Raw genomic sequence first — 19839 nt, 5'->3', positions numbered from 1 at the left:
CGACGTGTGGCCGTCCTGGCTGCAGGTGCGGTGGCACTTCACCGAGCTCGACGTAGTGGACCGCGCCGAGCACATCGCCAGGACAAATCCGCTGCGGTCGCTGATCCGCCGAGGCCGGCCTCGATTCACCGGCCGGACCGATCGCATCGGCGACACGGCCACGGAGTTCCGCAGGTTGACACGGCGACGGCTGGTGATCGTCGGGGAACCTGGGATGGGCAAGACCACGCTGGCCGTGCTGCTGGTCCGCGAACTGCTGGATCACCCACAGTCGCACGACCCGGTTCCCGTTCTGGTGTCGATGTCCGGTTGGCACCCCGTCGCCGAGTCTCTGTACGAATGGATGTCACGCCGGCTGGCTGAGGACTACCCCGCGTTGCGGGCCGGCGCCTTCGGCCCGGACGCTGCCCGTTCGCTGGTGACCCAGCACCGGATCCTGCCGATCCTGGACGGTTTGGACGAGCTACCGGCACAGACCGGCCCCAAGATCATTGTCCGGCTGAACGAGGTGGCCACCGACCCCCTCGTCCTTACCTGCCGGACAGCGGAGTACGAGGCGGCCGTGGCCGCGCCGGGAGGGGACGTGCTCACCGCAGGGGCAGTCATCGAACCCGGTCCCCTCATGCCCGCCGACGCCGCCGCGTACGTCACGGGTTGCCTGCCACCGCGGAGCCGCAGCGACTGGCGGGACCTGCTCGCCGCGGTCAACGGCGACCGGCAGACTCCCGTCACGCGTGCGCTGTCCACTCCGTTGGCGCTGTGGCTGTTGCGCAAGGTCTACGTCGACACCCGGACCAGTCCCGCCGAACTATGCGACACCAGCCGTTTCCCCACCGCCGACTCGGTCATCGAGCATCTCCTCGACCATTTGGTCGAGGCCCTCATCCGCGCCAACCCACCCGGCGACGGGGGCGACGAACACCCGTTCTGTCCCCGGCGTGCCTGGGATCCAGCCGACGCCAAGAGGTGGCTGGCCTTCCTCGCTCACCATCTGACCGTGATCGGCAGCCGCGACCTCGCCTGGTGGCAACTGGGCCGTGCCGCGACCCGCCGGGTCGCGCTCGTCGCTGGCTCCGTCGCCGCGCTCGTGATCGGGCTGGTGGTCGGGCTCTACATGATGTTCACCGTAGGGCTCGCGAACAGTCTCGCGGTCGTGCCGGCCGCGCTCGTGTTCGGTTCCGTGGTCGGACTCGCCCGGAGCCTCACGGTCGGGCTCGGGCCATCTCGGCCATCCCCGCATCAAAGATGCCAGCACCGCCACCCACCACACTCGACCCCTACACCGCCTGCCGACCAGAACCAACCCGCTACCTTGCACTTCGGGGGCAACCTTCGGGGATCCCGGGCCATCACCGTCGAACACGTCCGATAGACGCCACCACCCCGCCGGAACCCCAACGGCGTGACGAACGACCACGCATTGCCGTGTCAGGACTCGCTGACGTGTTCGCTGGGCTGGTCCGGGTCGGCGGGTGCGGAGGTCACGGTGCGGTTCTTACCGCCACGCTTCGCATCACTGAGTGCGTCGTCCACAGCTCTGATGTGGGACAACTGGCGTGTCGCCCACGCTTGCTGGCGCGCCCAGATGCCCGACGCCGACCCCGCTGAGCGGCTCGTACTCGCCTGGGGAGGCGGCGTCTCCATGGCCGAAGCCCAACTCGCCCACCAGGCCGGATTCACCACCGCCATGGCCGCAGGGCGTGACGCACGACTCGACCTCATCCGGCGGCACGGCATCATCCCGATTGACCACCGCCGCTTTCCCGATCTCGACCACGACGAACACCGCTACCGGACCGACCCTGACTACAAGGACCGCTACCGCGCCTCGGAAGCCGAGTTCCTCAAGGTGATCGACGAGCTGTCCAACGGTCGCGGTGTGGCAATCCTCATCGACCACATCGGCGGCGGACTGCACAAAGCGTCCCTCAAAGCCCTCGCCCGGCAAGGAGTGATCACCACCGCCGGCTGGAAAGCCGGCATGCACCTGCGGTCGGTCCGTGCCAGCGAATGCATCCAACGCCACCTGCACGTCCACACCCACGTATGGCGACACCAGGACAGCCCCGCCATCCGCGAATACCAGAACCACACCGGATGGATCGCCGACGACGATCCCAACGCGGTCTGGGACTACGACCACATCCCCCAACTCGCCGACGCCCACACCCACGGCATGGTCGACAGCTACTTCCCACTATGCCGAATCACCAACCCCACATGACAAACGCGGAATACCCACGAATGAGTTTCGTAAGTCAACCCTTCCGGGTCCGTCAAATTTTGGCTCTGTCCGTGATTGCGTGATCAACTTGATGTGCGGCGCCGAAGCCGTAGTGTCCGCATGGTCGTCGACCTGGGTCAGTTGTCGGACTCCGGTAGTCACTAGCTGGGCAGTATTCGCTTGCGCAGCAAGGAGAAACTGGTCCTCCCGTAGGTCTGACGCTTGAGCAGCTTGATCTTCGCGTTGACACCTTCGGCAGGTCCGTTGCTGTAGGGCGGGGTCATGAGCCAGGAGACCAGACGGCGTGGTGTGGGCGCGACGCGCTCGGGGGCGGCGCGGCCCTGGTTGAAGTAGCGCACCAGCAGGCTGGCGCTGCCGGTGTACCTTCGTCCGCGGATCTTGGCCAGGATCCGGGTCACCGGGATCTTCTCAGCCAGGCGTTGCCGGACCCCGCCTCAGTACGGACCATCAGCCAGCTACCGTTCCTCACGAATTGCTGCCCCTGCTAGGCACTACCCCGGAAGCACGCTGGCTTCGATTCCCACCCCGCCACCTTCCCATACCCGCCGAGGCAATCCGGCTATAGCAAGCGGCTGCGCGCCGCAGTCCCACTGCTCAAACGCGTGGTCCGCATGCTTGCGCTCGACACCGATCTCTGGGCTGACACGACCTGGATCACCGACTCCACTCCGGGCCGTTCCCGCGGCACCGCCCGCCGCTCCGAGTTGGCCGGCTACCGCTACTGCTGCGTTCCCGGTTCTGCCTGGGGACTGCGCCTGCACTTGGTCCGCACCCGTCCGGCCTGCCGGTCACCTGGGTACCGGCCAGGCTGGACGGGAGCGGACCACCACTTCAGGAGTCCTGGTGTGTTGACCATCGCGGCAGGTCATCGCCGTTTGGCTGATGGCTTGGCGTAGCGTCGGTAGAGTAGGTCCTTGAGTACGTCGTCTCCGCCTTCGACCAGCGAGATGTATCGAGCGTCGCGTAGGAGTTTTCCGGCGACTGTTTCGTCCGTGTAGCCGAGCCCGCCCAGCATCTCCGAGCCGATGCCCGCGAGTTGCCAGGCGGTCTGGCCGCAGAACATCTTGGCGGCCACGGCGGAGCGTAGTGCGCCTCGGCTGAGCAGTTCCGCTGGGCCGTCGTCGCGTGTGGCCAGTGTGTCGAACTCGGCAGCGGCGGCCAGGCACTGGTTGCGCATGGCGTCGATCTGCATTTCCATCTGGCCGATCTTGGCGGCGAAGACTGGATTCTCCAGGAGGCTTGTTCCGCGCAGCTGTTTGGTTCGGGCGTAGTCGAGGCACATGTCGCGGATTCGTCGCGACAGGCCCAGGCCGGTCGCGGCGATCAGGATCCGGCTGGCGTTGAGTCCGACTTCGAGGAGAAGGAGACCGGGACCGCGCAGTGCGTGCGCCTCTGGGACTCGACAGTCCTCGAAGGACACTTGGTAGGTGGCTGCCGAATTCAGACCAAAAGTCTTCCAGCGTTTCACGATTCGCACCCCGGGAGTCTCGCGGGGCACGACGATCGCCAGATGTTCGAGTCGGTTCTCGGTGGAGCGGGCGATCACGACGAGGAAATCCGCGAAGTCGGCGTTGGTCGCGAACAGTTTGTCGCCGTTGATCGTGATCTGGCCGCTGGTGTGGGTCGCGACCGTGGCGATGTCACCGAGTTCGCTGCCCGCTTTGCGTTCGGTGCCGAGGGTCGCGGAGAAGCCGCCGGAGGTGCCCGTCTTTCGCAGAGTTCGGTCCTTGAGATCCTCGGCGCCGAACAGGGACACCATGGTGCTGCCCAGGATGGAGATGAACAGGGTGAAGGCCGAGCCGGCGTCGCCGTAGGCGAGTTCGGAGACGACGTCGACACTCTCCGACAAGCTCAGGCCCTTGCCGTAGTACTTCTCGGGCAGCCACCAGTTCGATAGCCCGCGCAGGTGGAACTCCCGCTGGGCCGGGGTGGGCGGTTCACCGGCCTCGGCATGGCTGGGCATCAGGTCCTGCCGGACGTACTCTCGTACCTCGTCGAGAAACCGTGTCCCGGTGCTGGCCGGCCTCATGGGACGGTGGGCCTTTGGACGCGGCCGAGCATGTTGGCGGCGGGCGATTCCGGATCCGTGCCGGTGTAGAACTCGGTGAACAGCCGTGTCCAGTCCGCCGCGGTGATCTGCCGGTCGCCGTCCTGGTCGGCGTGCCGGAAGGCGGTGATGGAGAACTCTTCGGGTACCGAGAGGACCTGGTGCATCACAGAGGCGTACTCGCCCTCGCTGACGAGGCCGTCCTGGTCGCGGTCGAACACCTCGAAACACAGCGTCCCGTGACGCATGATCGCGGCGATGCCGGGATCGTCCGGGTCGGCGAACATGGTGCCGATCCGGCCGAGGAGGTCCTGGACGCCGACGCCCGTCTTGTCGAAGACGCCGTTGGGTGACAGCGCAGCGTCCCAGACTTCGTGGAGCGAGGCCCGCAACTGCGCGGCCAGGTCGGAGTCGCCGGTGAGGTGGGCGACGGCGGCATACCGGTCGGCGGCGAGGATCAGATCCGCGCGGTGGACGATGTCGTCGCGGTCGAGGTCGAAGCAGCGGATCCAGTGCAGCGCCTTGCGGGCCGCGAACGCCAGGGCGGCGGCCTCGGGGCCGTCGCTGGGGCCGGGATCGGGCTTGGCCGACGCGGTCCAGGCCCGGGAGATGTCGGTCCCCATGGCGGTCAGGCCGCGGATCACCTCGGGCTGCCACCCGGTCGGGGTGATCTCGCCCGCGGCGCCGGGTTTGGCGTTCGCCCACGTCTGCTCGCCTGTGGCGACGAGCCGCGGGCCGTCCGTGGTGTGCCGGTAGATGCGGAAGGTGCCGCACATGAAGTGCATGCGCAGCCAGGGGATGGACATCCGGACGATGACCTGGTCGTTGGGCCACATCTCACCGAGGTAGTCCAGATGCACGGAGTTGGTGAGCATGAGGGTCTTGCCCGTGGCCAGGCCTCGCATGTACTCGGGGAAGACCTGGAACGCCCATTGTTCGCGGCAGTGGCCGATCCAGTTCAGGAGTTCGGCGTAGTAGACGATGCCCGTTGCGCTGGTGTCGCCGAAGGTCACCATGTGGGTCCACTCGTAGTAGGGCAATTCGTTCGGGGGTTCCGGTGCCGTCGACGGGTGGGAGTCTGAAACCGAAGCCGCGTACAACCCGCTGGTCATGGGGACAGGTACTCCGATCTGTGGTGGTGGCGATACCGGCGCGCCGTAGTCGGCGGCGTGAAATCCGTGCACTGCCAGCAGGGTCCGGCCGTCCTGAGTGGTCGCGGTGTACACGGCCTTGTCGGCGCTTTCTTGGCGATGCAGGAGAACGCCGCTGGGATGGCGGGCCGCGAGTTCCGCGTCGGACCCTGGAGCGAAAAGGTCGATCCGGGCGATGCGAACGGGCACCTTCAGCTGGACTGAGCCGTCCTTGCGCGGCACGATCACGAGCCGCAGCAACGCGTCGAACAGCAGGACCGGCACCTGGGTGTGGCTGATCGCGTCGAGCGGCGCCGGGACTGCCTGCCAGCGGGCGCGTGCCCGCTCTGCGCTCGCGGACAGGTCCATCACGTTGCGGAACACGCCGGTCAGCAGGATCGGGGCGCCGGGCCACGTGTAGGGATCCGAAATCGGCGTGGGCTCCATTATGGACCCACTGCTTTCCCCGAATCGGGTTGGCGGCACTGGAGTTCCCGTGACCACCACCAGACGTGCGTGCCGGCGGTCGCGGCGCCGCACCACGCCGGCGTTGTCGACGATGTCGGACAGGATCTCGACCGTGACCGCATGCAGGTCGGTGACCTCGGCTCGGATCCGGTACTTGGTCGGACCGGGAATGTGGGCGTCCACCAAGGCGAAGTCCTCGAAGGAGACGTCGCGCAGGCCGCTGACCGCCCTGTCGGGGAGCAGCCACTGGGCCGTCTCGACCGCCATCGCCACCATTACCGCGCCGGGTAGGACGAGACGCCCACCCACCAGGTGTTCGGTCAGGTAGCGGTCCCGGACCGGGTCCAGGCACCATCGCCATTCGGCGCTTCCTTGCGAACGTTCGTTAGGTTCGCCGAGCAAGCGCTGCTGCGCCGGGCCGTCGATGCCGGCCGGGGTGAACCCGGACGCCGCGAGCTGGTCCGCCGGGCCGAAGACGGGGGCGGCTTCGGCCGGGCGGCCCGTCGCGAGCTCGGCCAGGAAATGTGCGATGCCTTCGCTGTCGGTGATGCCGGAGCGCAGGCCGTTGGCGGTGAGCCGCTCGCGGGCCATGATGTTGCCGGCGGCCCCGCTGTCTTCCCACAGCCCCCAGCCGAGGGTGAGTTCTGTCGTGTTGTGCCGTCGGCTTTCGTGGCGGGCCGCGGCGGCGAGGAACTCGTTGGCGGCGGTGTAGTCGGTTTCCCCGTGCAGACCGAGGAGGCTGACCACTGATCCGAAGTTGATCCAGATGCGCGGCGGCTGGTCGGCGAAGGCCGCGCGAAGGTTGCGGTAGGCGGTGACCTTGGCGGCCACGCAGGCTCGGAAGCCGGCCAGGGACTTGTGGGGCACGGTCGCGGATTCCTGGCTGCGCGCGCTGTGCAGCAGCAGATCCACCGCGCGCCCTTCGGCGCGGATCCGATCGACTGCCTGCTCGACCTGCGCCGGGTCGGTCACGTCGCGGGGTACGTAGTGGACTTCGCACAGCGGCCGCAGTTCCCGGAGGTTGTGCACCACATCTCGGGCCCGCCAGTGCCGCTCGAAACGGCGGGCCAGATCCAGCGGGCGTTCCCCAGTTTCCCGTCCTCCCAACAAGAATCGGGCGCGCAGACGTTCCTGCTCGGCGTCGGCCGCGGACAGGATGTGGTCGGGTACTTCGCTAGGATCCGTGCGGCCGAGGATCCACACCGTCGGGCGTGTGCGCCGGGCAAGCTCCCGGAGCACGACCGCGGTGATGCCGCGACCGCCCCCGGCCGCGACGATCACCGGCCGCTCGCCGAGCGCGGCCGTTGCCCCATCCGGGGCTTCGGGCAGTGGCCGATGACTGGCCTCTTCCGTGTAGCGCAATCCTGCCCGGTAGTGCACGACACAACGGTCCCGTGCGGTCGTGGCCTCTGCCGCGAACAGGTCCAGTGCGTCGCTCACGGTGGCGTCGGTGACCAGCGCGCAGACTCGCTCCCTGGGCAGCTCCAGGGCGAGGCTACGGAAGAATCCGGTGAACAGAGCGGTTTCCGGATGCGGCAGGCACTCGCCGAGCGGGTCCAGGATGATCGCCGCCGCGCTTCCCTGGCCGTCGGCGATTCGCACGTGCAGCCGCTTGAGACAGAGCACCGCCATTTCCAGCAGCCGGGTGAGCTCGGGTGCTTCGGCAGGCCAGGGACGGGTCGCGTCCTGGACACGGAGCAGTACCCGCAGATGCGGGGCGTAGGCGTCCAGCCGGCTGAGCAGTGGCGCCACGTCCCGCTCGTCCGCCAGCTCGGCGACCACGTTCGCCGGGTGCGGGTCGGTCAGGGGATCGGTGCTGATGAGCAGGGTCTCTGCCTCGCGAGCCTGCTCGGCGAGCTGTTCGGCGAGCAGAGCGGACCCGACCAGCACCACCCCACGGCGCGGAAGACCGGCCGGGGAGCCGAACGGATCGGGCTCGGCCGCCGCGTAGCCCTTGGGGTCGGTGCGCCGCAGGCTGGTGGCCCAGCGGCGGGTGTCGGCGCCGAGCGTTTCGTCGAGCGCACGGCGCAGGAGGTCGACGACTCCTTGGGCTCCGTAGTAGTCGAAGGTGTCGCCGGATGCCGGCTTCGCAGGGTGGTTCACGGGTGCGACGATCGTCCAGCCGCGTTCACGCGCGAACGACTCGCGGGCGAGGGCCAGCAGGAACGCGCCCTCGGCGAGCTGCCCCTCCGGCCGTCCGCAGCACCAGGCGGCTTCCTGTTCCGCGTTGGCGTTGATGGCCAGCAGCAGCACCAGATCCAGGCGGCCGTCGGCCAGATAGCGGCGTGCGGTGCGCAGTGCTGACTGTGACGAGTCCGGCCCGGTGTCGATTGTCATGATCGGGCCGTGCAGGTCCCAGCGGTTGGCGATCCGGTTCACGGCGACGCTTGGGGTGGCGGCGGTGAAGCTGTCCTCGGTGACCCCCTGACGGGTCCGCACAGTGTCCAGATACGCGGACAGAGCCTCGTGATCGTCCCCCGAGGAGAGCAGGTTCGCCAGTTCGGCGCTGCCCGCCCTGATCATCGTGTCGTGCAGAGCACGCGGCAGACCGGACTGCGCCCCGATCACTCCGGTGGTGTCCCGCAGATCGGCCCACAGTTCGCCGTGTTCGGCCACGAACCGGCCGGAGACGTCCAGGGCGAGAAGTTGTCCGCGGTCCATCACATCGGTGACTGTCGGCGAGAGCCGGGACACGGTGACCGGAGGTCCACTGTAGTGCGGGCCGAAGCTGCGCTCGGGAGCGCCGGTACCGGTGCGCAGCCAGTCCTCCAGCCGCTGGCGCGATCCCTCGCCCGGCACGCGGGCGCTCCAGCCGACCAGCACCACCGGATCATCGGCTGGGAAGGCAGGCGGCAGCGGCTCGCCGCCAAGCAGCCGGTCGTGTACGACAACGTGCCCGTTCACTCCGCCGATACCCATGCTGGATACTCCCGCGGTGCGGGGCCGATCGGCGCGCGAGGTCCAGGGGAACGCGGTGCGTGGAACGTGTACCCGCGTGCCGACCAGCGCCTGGTTCGGGTCGGTGAACCGCTGCTGCGCCGGGATCGTCTGGTGCCGCAAGGCCAGCAGGACGTGGATGACGGATACGGCGCCGGATACCCAGCCGGTGTGCCCGATCACTGATTTGTTGCTGGAACACGTAAGTTCGCCCGCGACGGTCTGCCCGGACAGGACCTCGATCTCGGCGGCGTCGCCGGCGAGGGTGCCGGTGCCGTGCGCCACCACCCAGTCCACAGCTGCGTCACCGAGCCCCGCGGCCTGCCAGCCGCGCTGGATCGCCAGGCGCACACCGGCGGGGTTGGGCGCCGCGATGGCGCGGCCGCGGCCGTCCGAGGACAGCCCGGGTCGGCTCAGCACCCCGAGGATCCGGTCGCCGTCGGCGACGGCCCGGTTGAGCCGCTTCAGCGCCAGTACGGCCGCGCCGTCGGAGAACACGGTGCCGTTGGCGGCCACGTCGAAGCTCCTGACGTCAGAAGTCGGCGATACGCCGTGGAACCTGTCGCCCATCAACGTGAAGGCGCGGCACAGTCCGTTGACGCCGCCACAGAACGCCACGTCGCAGGTGCCTTCGTAGAGGGACTGGATGCCGAGGTCTATCGCGTACAGCGCGGAGGCGCACGCCGCGCCGACGGTCAGCCAGTCGGTGGTGTCGGGGAGCACACCGGTGAAGGCCCGTCGCACGATCTCGTGCGGCAGCGCCTCCCGCAGGTCATGCGGTGCGCAGCGGAAGTGCCCCGCAAGGAGATCACGAAGCCGCTTCTCGTGCCGCTGGCGGCCGACAGCATCGTCGGCCAGGCGCCCGGCCAGTTCCCGCGCCACGGACGCGCACAGCAGGCCGTCCTCCAACGCCATCGACCCGCCGGTCCAGGCACCGACATAGCAGCCCGCCCTGGCACCGTCGGTCATCGCGCAGGTGTCCAGGCACTGGAGAAGGCTGTGCCGTAGCCATAGGCACTCCTCGTCGCCGTCCTGCCACAGCCCTTGCTCGGCCGCGATCTTCGCGTGTGGACGGAAGCCACGGAGGAAGCCGCCGACGCGGATCCCGACCCGGTCCGGGACGGATTCCCCGGGCTCGGACATGGCGTCGATGTCGAACCGCTCGGGCGGGCCGAACTGGGAGGTCTGCTGGTGCAGCACCGACCAGAACTCGTCCGGGGAACTGGCACCGGGGATCGCGAGGCCGTAGCCGACGACCGCGACCGGTGCCACGCACGCGTCACGGGCTCGACGACCGGTCATCGCCGGGCCGCCAGATCACGCAGCAGCCCGGCCATGTCGGCGACCGTCCGATAGGTGAAGACCTGCACCTCCTCAGCCGGGGTGGGCAGCCCGTAAGTGTCGAGCAGCCGGACGAACACGTTGGTCCGCTGCAAGGACGAGATGCCGAGTTCGCCTTCGAGCTCGGTGTCGTCCTCGACCATCTCGACCGGGAACCGCAGCACATCGGCGTAAGCGTGCCGGATCTGGTCGCGCAGTTCCGGCTCCGCCGGCAGGTCGTCCGAAGCCTCGGCCGGGCCAGGCACGGCAACTGGGTCGGGCGCGTTCGGCTTCAGGTCGTCGAGTGAGAGCTGTGGGTTGTCCAGCGCCGCCGGGACGACGAGCAGGGAGGCTGTCTGCCACGACGCGGGATGCTCTGCCGCCAAAGACTTCAGCAGCCGCGGAACGGCGTGCGCCTGAGCCCTGCCGATCAGCAACGGCACCGCGGATGCCGCGGCGGGCAGGTTGTGCGGCACGAGTTCGCTGAGCACCTGGCGTGCCCCGCACTCGACGAACACGCGGGCGCCGTCGTCATAGAGGGTTCGCAGCGTTTCCCGGAACCGGACCGGCAGGACCAGTGTCCCGGCCAGTAGTTCCCTGGCGTCATCGGCGGTGGCCAGTGTCCGTCCCAGTTGAGGGGAGTACACGCGGCGCTGTGGTGAGCGAACGGGAACGTCACCGACGCGAGCCGCGAGCCGCCGCGCCGCCCCGCCGAGGACCGGGTTGTGGTAAGCGGCGGCGAACCTGAGCCGGTGGGTCTTGATCTCCAGCGCGGCGGCGACTGTCTCCAGCCGCTCCAACCCGGAAACCAGCCCGGTGACGACGACTTGGTCGGGGCTGTTGTCGACCGAAACGGCCAGCGAGCTGTCATCCACGACGTCGCACATCATCGCCAACCGGCGGGCCGGTGCCGCCACAGCGAGCATGCCGCTCTCGGGCAAGCCGTTGCCCTCCACCGCCAAGGTCCGCTCGCACAGCACCCGAGCCGCGTCCTCCACGGTCATGCACCCGGCGACAACCAACGCGCTGACCTCACCCCCGCTGTGCCCGATCAGCACGTCGCCCGCCACGCCGGCGTCGATCAGCAACTCCGACAGCACCAGGGAAGTGGCGAAGAAGCCGAGCCACAAGTGTCCGTCGTGCTGCTCGGTCGTCTCGTCCGCGGGACCGAGCAACAGCGGGGACACCGGTCCCCACCGGTATTCGTCGGCGACCGTGTCGATCGTCTTGAGGATCGACAACTGATCCGATTCGGGGTCGACCAACTGACCCAACGCGCCGGCCACATGGCCACTGGGCCCCGGAAACATCCAGACCGTCTTCATCTCAGGTTTCCTTCTTCCCTTGACGTTCTCGTTGGTCAGCGGTGCGGGCAACGAGCTGGTTGGCCGGGTTCGGGTGAGGGCGGCAAGAGTGCCTCTTTGAGCGGGCTCATGTGCTCGTCGCGGCCAGGCCGGTACCAGGGCACGTCGGCGGCGGGACGGCGGTTGCGGATGATCACCTCGGTTTGGCCCACCGGCCGGTTCAGGGTGGCCATCACGTAGCGGGCGTGGTCTACCCGGGGGAAGCAGGGTTCCAGGTCGAGGCGGCCGAAGAGGCGGTGGGTGACGATGCTGGCCTCGGTGAGGTAGAACGTGCTGCCGGGGCAGCGGTGGGGCTGGGCCGATACGCCGAAGGGGACGAAGCCCCAGCGGTCGGGCTTGCCCTCGAGCCATCGCTCCGGGCGGAACTGTTCGGGCTGGGGGTACAGCTCTTCGTTGTGGTGCACGGCGGTGATCGGCACGAAGACGAAGGTGTCCTTGCGGATGCGATAACCGCCCACGGCGATGTCCTGCGTGTTCGAGAACGGAACCAGGGCGGTGACCGGCGACACCATGCGCAGCGCCTCGGTATTGGCCGCCTGGGCGTAACGGTCGGTGACGGCCGCGCGGGCTTCGGCGATGACCTTTTGCCGGGGGCCGGGATTGTGCAGCAGGTACTGGGCCGCCCAGGAGTAGGCGACCACGGAGGTGTCATGACCGGCTATCAGCAGGGTGGCGATGATGTCGCGCAGCCGCTTGTCCGTCCAGGCGGGGTTCTCCCGGGCGCCGTACCCGATGAGCCGCGACGCGACACTGTCGTTGGGGTGGGCGCGTTGTTCGGCGATCTTCCGGTAGATCAGCTCGTCGGAGCGCCTCCGCAGCCGATAACCACGCGGCGAGAACACTCGTGACGGCATGTCCTGGCGCAGCGAGACAGCCGCGGGAAGGTAGCCGCGGCGCAGCGAGAACATGCTGGCGACCATATATCCGCCCAGCCGGCGTCCGCCCGGTTTGATGTAGTACTTGCTGGCCTCGTAGAGGAAATCCCGCAGTTCGTCGAGATCACGGCAGTCCCAGCCGAACACGACCCGCAGGATCACGTCCTGGGTGAACCGGGTGAAGAAATCGTGCAGGGCGACGGGGGTGTCGAGCGGGAGCGCGTCGATCATGTCGTCGAGCAGTGCCACGCTGCCTTCCCGATAGTGCTCGACCTGGGCGGGGGTCAGCTCGGCGGCGAGCGCTCGGCGTATCCGGACGTGATCGCGCCCGCCGACCAGGAACGGACTCTGCGCGCCGAGCAGGAAGAGCAGGAACTTCTTCCAGTCCTCGTAGTTGAGCTGGCCGGGCGGCAGACTGTACAGCTCGCGGACCAGCCGGGGTGAGGTGATGATGACGGTCTCGCCGGCGAAACCGTCGACAAAGGACTCGGTGATGAGCGCCTTGAACGGATTCGGCATCCGGGGGACGGCGAGACGGAAGATCTCGCCGGTGTCGCGCATCCGGAGGCCGGGGTCGTCGATCAGGGCTGCGAACGACAACACCGTGTCCACCGTTCGCCAGGCGCTGCGCCAGGTCAGCGGAGCCAACGGCAGTTCCTCGACGGGTGTGGTGGCGGCCGGCTGGTCGACGGTGGTCATCGCTGGGTCCTCCGCTCTCGATAGTTCGGTGGGTCCTGGATCTGGGCGCGGCTGAGGTCGGCGCCGAACTGGGCTGCGCAGTCGGCCATTTCGCGTGGCCACGGGCAGGGTTCGTAGTGGCCGTCCACCAATGAGGCGCTTGCCCACATCTGTTCGCCGCGAGCGACCAGGTCGCCGTCAGGCTGGCCGGGGACATCGATTCGGTGGTAACGGAATTCGGCCTTCATCAGGTGCAGCCGCACCCAGCGGACGGTGAGCCGGATTGCGACGAGATCGCCGTAGTAGAGCTCCTTGAAGTACTCGCAGGAGCAGGACTGGGTCAGCATCGCGTAGTCGCCGGAGATATCGCTGCTGAACAGGGGTGCGCCGGCCATGCCGGCGCGTTCGCGGCATTGGCCCTGCCAGTCGATCAGGCGGGCGTAGTAGACCGGGCCGACGGCGCTGGTGTCGCCGGCCGTGACGGTGTGTTCGATGGTGAACCACGGGGTTTCCGGCGGCAGCGGGGCGGTCCGGACGACGGGCTCCTCGAGGATGGTCATTCGTGCCACTCCCGGTAGGGGATGTCCGCGGGGACGGTGTCCACGGTGTGGATGGTCAGGTCGGTGACGGCGATCAGGACTCGGCCGTCGGCGACCGCGACGGCCCGGCGCCCCGCGACGTCGTAGGACAGGTCCAGGCCCGCCGGATACCGTTCGGCGAGTACGACGTCGGTGTCGGCGGTGAAGAAGTCGATCCGCGCGACAGCACCCGGGACCGCCATGATCTGGCGCCCGTCGGGCAGTGGTGGGTACCCGAAGAGCCGGAGCGTCGAGTCGAGCAGCAGCGCCGGGATCGGGAGCCGCGCGAACACGCTGTGCGGTTCGGGATGCGGCCGGCAGCGGGCGCGAGCGCCCGTGGCGTTGCTCGCGGGGTGATGAATGGTGCGCCAGACACCGGTGAGCTGCGCGGCTACGTCGGGCCGGACCGCGGGGTCGTCGGCGAGTTCGGGCATGTCCGGTATGGACGGTGCTGGTGGCGGGGGCGCGAACTCGCCGAGGTCGACATCGACGCGGCAGTGCAGCCGGTCGCGCACCAGTACCCGCCCGTCCGGCATGACCACATCGGAGCGAAGTTCGACCCGAACAGCCTCAGGCGCAACGGCTTCGGTCGTGATCCGGCATCCGGCGGCCGGCACGTCGGTGTAGACCGGCGCGTCGATCCGCACGTCGCGGAAGGCGGTGACGTGCGATCCGGGCCGCGTCCGCAGTGCTGCCTCGGCGGCCATCGACAGCATCATCACCGCGGGCAGGACCGGCCGGCGGTCGATGAGATGTTCGCCGAGGTACGAGTCGCGGACCGGGTCGGGCCGCCAGGTCCACATCCCGGCGCTGTCCGGCTCGCCCAGCAGGGGCCCGACCGGATCGGCGTGGTGTCCCCAGGCGTCCGCGACACCGTACAGGGCAACCGGATCCAGGGGACGGGGCACCGCGAGTTCCGACAGCATCAGGTGCGCGCCTTGCGTGTTGCGTATTCCGGTGAACCCGTGTTCCTGGCTCAGATGCTCGGCGACGCTGTGCACCATGCCGGTTTCCGACCACAGTCCCCAGGCCGGGGTGAACTCGCTGTCGTCACTGTATCTTGCCGCGGCACAAAGGTATTCGTTCGCGGCGGCGTAGTCGGTGTCGCCCGCGCAGCCGAGCAGGGCGTTGCCGGAGCCGAAATTGCACCACAGCGCCGGAGCCGGGTCGGCGAAGGCTTCCTTCAGGGTGTGGTAGCCCGCCACCTTGATGTCACGGATCTCCCGGAAATCGGTGAGGGACTTGTGGGCGACGTCGGCGGACCGGATGCGTCCCGCGCCGTGGATGAGCAGGTCGACGCGATGGTGTCGGGCGTACACCGATTTCGCCGCGTGCATCACCTGTTCGCGGTCGCGCACGTCACAGACCAGGTAGTGGACGTTGTCGGCCCCGCACAGTCGCTCCAGCCGCCGGAGAGTCCTGCGGATCTCGCGGCCTCGCAGCAGAGTGTCGAAACGCTTGTTGAGGGCGATGATCGTGGCGAGCGGATCGAGTCTCCGCTCGCGCGCGAGGAACTCCGACCGCAGCCGGGCGAGCTCGTGGTCGGCCGCCTCGCACAGGTCGTCGGGCGGATCGTCGATCGGCGTGGTGCCCAGCAGCCACAGTGCCGCTGGGTGCGTCCGCTCGGCCAATGCCGTTACCACCACTGCGGTGGCTCCGCGTGCGCCGCCCGTCGCGACGATCACCGGATTGTCCCGCCACGGCAGTGGACCCGCCTGGCGATTCGCGGGAAGCGGTGCGGGGCACAGCTGTTCGAGGTAGCGCAGTCCTTGGCGGTAGTACACGACAGTGCGGTCGCGTGGTTGGGCTGACTCCGTGCGGAGCTGCTCGATGCCGGTGCCGAATGCGGCGTCGGTGACCACCGCGTGGACCGGGTTCGGGATCTCGTGCGCGAGACTGCGCAGAAACCCGGTGATCAGCGTGAGATGTGGATGGATGACGCTGTGGCGCAACGGATCCAGCAGCAGAGCCGTCACCGTGCTGGCGGGCGCGGGTTGCTCGCCGAGGGCCGCGGTGGCGGCCAGCACGTGTTCTTGCAGTGCCAGCAGTTCGGGCGACGGCGGAGCGGGCCAGGCGGCGACGCGCGCCGAGGCGACGACGAGTACATGCTCAATACCGCCGCCCACCACTGCGGCGTCGACGGCGGCCCGCGGATCGGCGCCGTTCGCCGTGGTGATTCCGTGGTTCCCGGCAGCTGCCTGATCGGTGCACAGCACCCACGAACCAGCCGTTCGGGCAAGGAGTTGGAGTTGCGAAGCGATATCGGCGCTGTGGGTCACGATCAGCGTGCCAGGTTTGATCGCGGGCTGCCGGGTACCGCCAGGTCGCGGATCCACGCGGCGCAGCACGACCACCGAACGGTCCGGCAGCGCGGCTGTTCCGGTGTGCGACGGCATTGGCTCGATCTCAACACGGGGACCGGGGTCCAGGTTACGGAGGACGATCGACCCCGCGTGCCTGTCTTCCAGGGCACGTAGTACGGCGAGTGCGCCGTCGGCGCCGAAGTAGCAGCGACCTTTGGCGCCTGGCATCCCTGTGTGCCGCCCGGCCCGACTCGAGTCGGTGCGCACGACTGCGCGTACCGGCCAGCCGTTGCGTTCCGCGACAGACCTGCGGGTGACCGCCAGCAGCACGGCCGCTTCGCCGAGTTCCTCGTCCCTGATTCCGCTCAGGTCCGCCATCAGCTCGGTGCTGTGCCCGTTGACGCCAATCACCAGGGCGAAGTCCAACTCCTTGAAGCGCAGGCAGCGTTCGGCGGCATGCAGCGCCCCCTGGGTGGACGACCGGCCGCAGTCCACATTCATCGCCGCGCCGTTGAGCCGGTACCGATTGACCACGGTCGCGCCGATGATGTTGGTGAGCTGTCCCGTCATGCTCCAGTCGTTGGCTTCGGGCAGCCGTGCGCGCAGGGCTGCCAGTGTGTCGTCCAGCCGCCGCAGCTGTTCGGAGGTCACGTTCGGCACTTCCCGCAGTGCGGCGTGCAGATCGTCCGCGCCCACTCGGATGGTGTACTCGGCCATGCAGCGAGCGGGGCCCGTATGTCCGGTGAAAACCCCGGTGCGCTCCCGGATCTCGTCCCAGACCTCGCCGTGTTCGGCCACGAAGTTCCGTACGGCGGCGAGTGCCATCAGATGAGTGCGGTCGATGCTGCGCGCGTTGACCGGTGGCATCCGCAGTTCTTTGAAGGGGGGTAACGGATACTCCTCGCCGAATGACGGGGCTGGAACGGATCCCTCGCCGCGCAGCCAGCGGGCGATATCCGCGGGTGACGTGACACTGGGAAACTGCACCGAGGTGCCGATCAGCACCATCGGATCGTCATGCGGGTCAACGGTGTTCGGTCCAGTTGATCGGAGCGGCGCAAATCCCGGATCCGGAGCTTGCACGAGGAGATGAGCGTTGGTGCCGCCGAGGCCGTAGGCACAGACACCGGCGAGCCGACGGCGGTCAGTGCGAGCCGGCCACGGAACCGGAATCTTGGGAATGGTGACACGGTCGGTCCGCACCCCGTCGCGCAGCGTTGTGAAGTACTGTTCTGCGGGGATTTCACCGTGCCGCATGGCCAGTATCGCGTGGATGATGTTGATCGCGCCGGCCGCCCACGCGCCATGCCCGATCAGCGGTTTGTTCGAGGTGCACCACAACCGACCGGATCCGGGCGCGTCGGTGAGCGTTTCAAGCTCCACGTCGTCGCCGACCATGGTGCCGGTGCCATGCGCGACAATCCATTCGACCGTGTCGGCGGTGGTGGGGTCGGCGGCGTGGGCACGTTCCAACGCCAGACGTTGGCCCACCGGCGATGTCGCGAGCAGACTGCCCTGGCCGTCGGTCGCTGCGCCGAATCCGCCCAGCAGCCCGAGGATCTCGTCACCGTCGGCGAGCGCGCGGTCGAGTGGTTTCAGGGCGACGACCGCCGCTGAATCCGCGAACAACGTCCCGGCGGCATGGGCGTCGAACGCCCGGACTTCACCGTTGGGCGCTAGCCCGTGCAGTTTCGCGAACAGTACGAGGTCACGGCGCGAGCCCACGATGGCCCCACCACAGAACACCACGTCCCGCTCACCGGCCAGCAGGCTCTTGACACCGAAGTCGATGGCGTACAACGAGGATGAGCAAGCCGTGTCGAGAACGAGCAGGTCACTGTCCTCCGGTAGCAGATCCCGGCATGCCGTACGCAGCATCCGGTCGGGGAAGGCATCGACAGTCCGCTCGGGCGCGTGCGGATAGTGTGCGCGCCACCGTTCGCCCGATCGTGAACCCAGGGCGTGCGCTGCCGTGGCCAGCAGAATCGCGTCTTCAAGCGCGAGCCCGCCCGGCTGCGCGCCGACGTAGGCCCCGCAGCGATCGTGCGGGCGGACGGTGACGGTGTCCATGGCCTGCAGCAAACTGTGGCGTAGCAGGAGTGTGGTCTGGTCCGCGCCATCCCAGTAGCCCCGGGATTGTTCTTCCGCGAGGCGTGGATGCGGTGTGAAATCGTGCAGGAATCCCGAGACACGGGCGTAGGTCTTGTCCGGTGCCGATCGGTCGGTGTCGAACCAGTTGGTGACGTCGAAGTGCTCGGGTTCTCGCAGTGTGTTCGTGGTCGTGTTCAGGACCCGCCAGAAGTCGTCTGGGCCGTCGACTCCGGGCGCGACCATGCCGATGCCGACAATGGCGACGGTGTCTCGGCTGGCGGAGGCGGTGTTCATGCGGCGTCCCCATCGGCGGCGAGTGCTTCGATGAGTCCGGCGAGTTTGGGGAGCGTGGTGTAGTCGCGCAGACGCACCTGTGCCGGTGGTGTCGGCAGGTGGTACTCGTCGAGCAGGCGGACCAGCAGTTCGGTTTTCTTGACCGAGGCGATGCCGAGATCGGCCTCGAGGTGGGCGTCGTCGGTGAAGACGTCCTCCGGGTAGCCGAGAGCCTCGGCGAAGATGGTTCGCAGGCGGGCCAGCAGCGCCGTACGGTGCGGAAGGGTGAGCGTGGCAGTGCCGTTCGTCGCTGGAGTGGGTTGCTGTACAGCGGAGCCGTTGACTGCCGGCGAGGGGTGCGATGCGGCCGGTTCCGCAGCGTGCGTGGAGATCGTCTGGACAGGCAGGCGGGGCGGGAGCTGCGCAGTCGCCGCGCCAGTCAGAACGTCCAGGATCTGCCGTGCGTCAACAGCATTCGGCGGCGCGCTCAGCAAAGTGGTTCCGGCAGGCAGGGTTTCGCGAGCGGAGTGGGCCAGCACCGAACGGACTCCGACTTCGAGGAACTCGCGAACGCCGAAGTTGTCGTACAGTGTCCGGATCGCACCCAGGTAGTCCACCGGATCGGTCAGATGCCGGTCGACGATGCGGCGCGCGTCCGCGGCGTCGGCGACAAAGCGGCCGAGAATGGGGGAGTACACCCGCGCGAGTGGATCGCCGATCGAATAGGACGCGGTCGCCGCCGCGACCCGGTGTGCGGCCGGCCGCAGCGCGGAATTGTGATGCGGATAGCGCACCAGGAGCCGGGTTGCCTGGACGCCCGCGGCCCGCGCCACCGCCTCCAGCCGCGGCAGCTCCGGCTCGGTCCCGGAAATCACGCTCTGCTCAGGCGAGTTCGACAGTGACACCTGCAGCGACCAGCCGCCCGCAGCTCCGCACAACTGCTGGGCGCGTGCGGAGCCGACGCGCACCGCGACCAGTCCGCCCAGAATGCCCGTCTCCTCGAGTGCGATCTCACGTTCGCACAACACCCGGGCCGCATCCGGGACGCTCAGTGCACCGCCGGCAGCCAGTGCCGTGATCTCGCCGGTGCTCTGGCCCAACAGCACATCGCCGTCGATTCCCTTGTCGCGCAACGCCTGGTAAAGCACATATGCGGAGGCGAAGGATGCCAAGTGCAGCACTGTCGGCGTCTGGGCGAGTTCTTCGATGGCCGGACCGGCCGGATCGGTCAGTGGTGCCGACACCGAGCCGATCCGGTAGGCCGCGGCGACCTGGTCGACGTCGGCCAGGATCGCGGCGAGACGTGGTGCGTCCGTGACCATCTGGGCGAGGATGCCCGGCGTGTAACCACCTAAACCTGGGAACTGGATGAGGACACCATGTGCCATCGCGATGCTCCTCGAATCGTCGAAGCGTAGTTTGGTCTGCCCGAACCATGTCGAGATCGCTGTCCACATCGGATCGCTGGACGATTGCCTCGGCTCGCACCACAGGCAGAACACTGCAGCCGGCCGTCGGCCGAGCTGGCAC

The 19839-nt window shown here is 68.4% G+C and carries 10 protein-coding genes and 1 pseudogene; 3 read left to right on the top strand and 8 right to left on the bottom strand.

Annotated features, from left to right (window positions below):
• The first annotated feature begins 4 nt into the window (after positions 1-4).
• Both EV192_RS51235 and EV192_RS51230 read left to right on the top strand, forming a co-directional pair.
• On the top strand, positions 5-1372 hold the full coding sequence (locus tag EV192_RS51235; protein ID WP_243727615.1) for an NACHT domain-containing protein: 1368 nt from the start codon (positions 5-7) through the stop codon (positions 1370-1372).
• Positions 1373-1402: 30 nt separating this feature from the next.
• On the top strand, positions 1403-2224 hold the full coding sequence (locus EV192_RS51230) for a zinc-binding dehydrogenase (protein WP_132126101.1): 822 nt from the start codon (positions 1403-1405) through the stop codon (positions 2222-2224).
• Positions 2225-2385: 161 nt separating this feature from the next.
• Here the strand turns inward: EV192_RS51230 and EV192_RS57075 are convergent, their stop codons facing one another.
• A complete protein-coding gene (locus EV192_RS57075; RefSeq protein WP_132126100.1) occupies positions 2386-2643 on the bottom strand; it encodes a transposase in 258 nt (85 codons plus the stop codon).
• 83 nt (positions 2644-2726) lie between these two features.
• Here EV192_RS57075 and EV192_RS57630 point away from each other — a divergent pair.
• Positions 2727-3050: pseudogene (locus tag EV192_RS57630) on the top strand (IS982 family transposase); the annotation flags it as partial.
• A gap of 60 nt (positions 3051-3110) precedes the next feature.
• On the opposite strand, the gene EV192_RS51215 reads toward EV192_RS57630, so the two are convergent.
• From EV192_RS51215 to EV192_RS51185, 7 genes are read right to left on the bottom strand one after another with little or no spacing between them, the layout of a single operon-like run.
• Complete coding sequence (locus tag EV192_RS51215) at positions 3111-4274, bottom strand: acyl-CoA dehydrogenase family protein (protein WP_132126099.1); 1164 nt, start codon at positions 4272-4274, stop codon at positions 3111-3113.
• Entirely contained in the window at positions 4271-10129 is a 5859-nt protein-coding gene (locus tag EV192_RS51210) for an SDR family NAD(P)-dependent oxidoreductase (protein WP_132126098.1), read from the bottom strand. Before EV192_RS51210 ends, EV192_RS51215 begins: the two co-directional genes overlap by 4 nt.
• Entirely contained in the window at positions 10126-11472 is a 1347-nt protein-coding gene (locus EV192_RS51205) for an acyltransferase domain-containing protein (protein ID WP_132126097.1), read from the bottom strand. Before EV192_RS51205 ends, EV192_RS51210 begins: the two co-directional genes overlap by 4 nt.
• Before the next feature lie 35 nt (positions 11473-11507).
• Positions 11508-13085 (bottom strand): cytochrome P450, encoded by a 1578-nt coding sequence (locus tag EV192_RS51200; RefSeq protein ID WP_132126096.1) that lies wholly within the window; start codon positions 13083-13085, stop codon positions 11508-11510.
• Complete coding sequence (locus EV192_RS51195) at positions 13082-13624, bottom strand: acyl-CoA thioesterase (RefSeq protein ID WP_132126095.1); 543 nt, start codon at positions 13622-13624, stop codon at positions 13082-13084. Before EV192_RS51195 ends, EV192_RS51200 begins: the two co-directional genes overlap by 4 nt.
• On the bottom strand, positions 13621-18330 hold the full coding sequence (locus tag EV192_RS51190; RefSeq protein ID WP_132126094.1) for an SDR family NAD(P)-dependent oxidoreductase: 4710 nt from the start codon (positions 18328-18330) through the stop codon (positions 13621-13623). The genes EV192_RS51195 and EV192_RS51190 overlap by 4 nt, the downstream gene beginning before the upstream one ends.
• Positions 18327-19697 carry an acyltransferase domain-containing protein gene (locus EV192_RS51185; RefSeq protein WP_165961036.1) on the bottom strand — a complete coding sequence of 457 codons (1371 nt, stop codon included), beginning with the start codon at positions 19695-19697 and terminating at the stop codon, positions 18327-18329. Before EV192_RS51185 ends, EV192_RS51190 begins: the two co-directional genes overlap by 4 nt.
• Positions 19698-19839: the final 142 nt, after the last annotated feature.

Source organism: Actinocrispum wychmicini (assembly GCF_004345645.1).
Classification (GTDB): Bacteria; Actinomycetota; Actinomycetes; order Mycobacteriales; family Pseudonocardiaceae; genus Kibdelosporangium; species Kibdelosporangium wychmicini.
This window is presented reverse-complemented; position numbering and strand designations above follow the sequence as displayed.

Coding starts and splice junctions, on each gene's coding strand:
- EV192_RS51215 (WP_132126099.1), bottom strand. CDS start 4,274: ATGAGGCCGGCCAGCACCGGGACACGGTTTCTCGACGAGGTACGAGAG.
- EV192_RS51210 (WP_132126098.1), bottom strand. CDS start 10,129: ATGACCGGTCGTCGAGCCCGTGACGCGTGCGTGGCACCGGTCGCGGTC.
- EV192_RS51205 (WP_132126097.1), bottom strand. CDS start 11,472: ATGAAGACGGTCTGGATGTTTCCGGGGCCCAGTGGCCATGTGGCCGGC.
- EV192_RS51200 (WP_132126096.1), bottom strand. CDS start 13,085: ATGACCACCGTCGACCAGCCGGCCGCCACCACACCCGTCGAGGAACTG.
- EV192_RS51195 (WP_132126095.1), bottom strand. CDS start 13,624: ATGACCATCCTCGAGGAGCCCGTCGTCCGGACCGCCCCGCTGCCGCCG.
- EV192_RS51190 (WP_132126094.1), bottom strand. CDS start 18,330: ATGAACACCGCCTCCGCCAGCCGAGACACCGTCGCCATTGTCGGCATC.
- EV192_RS51185 (WP_165961036.1), bottom strand. CDS start 19,697: ATGGCACATGGTGTCCTCATCCAGTTCCCAGGTTTAGGTGGTTACACG.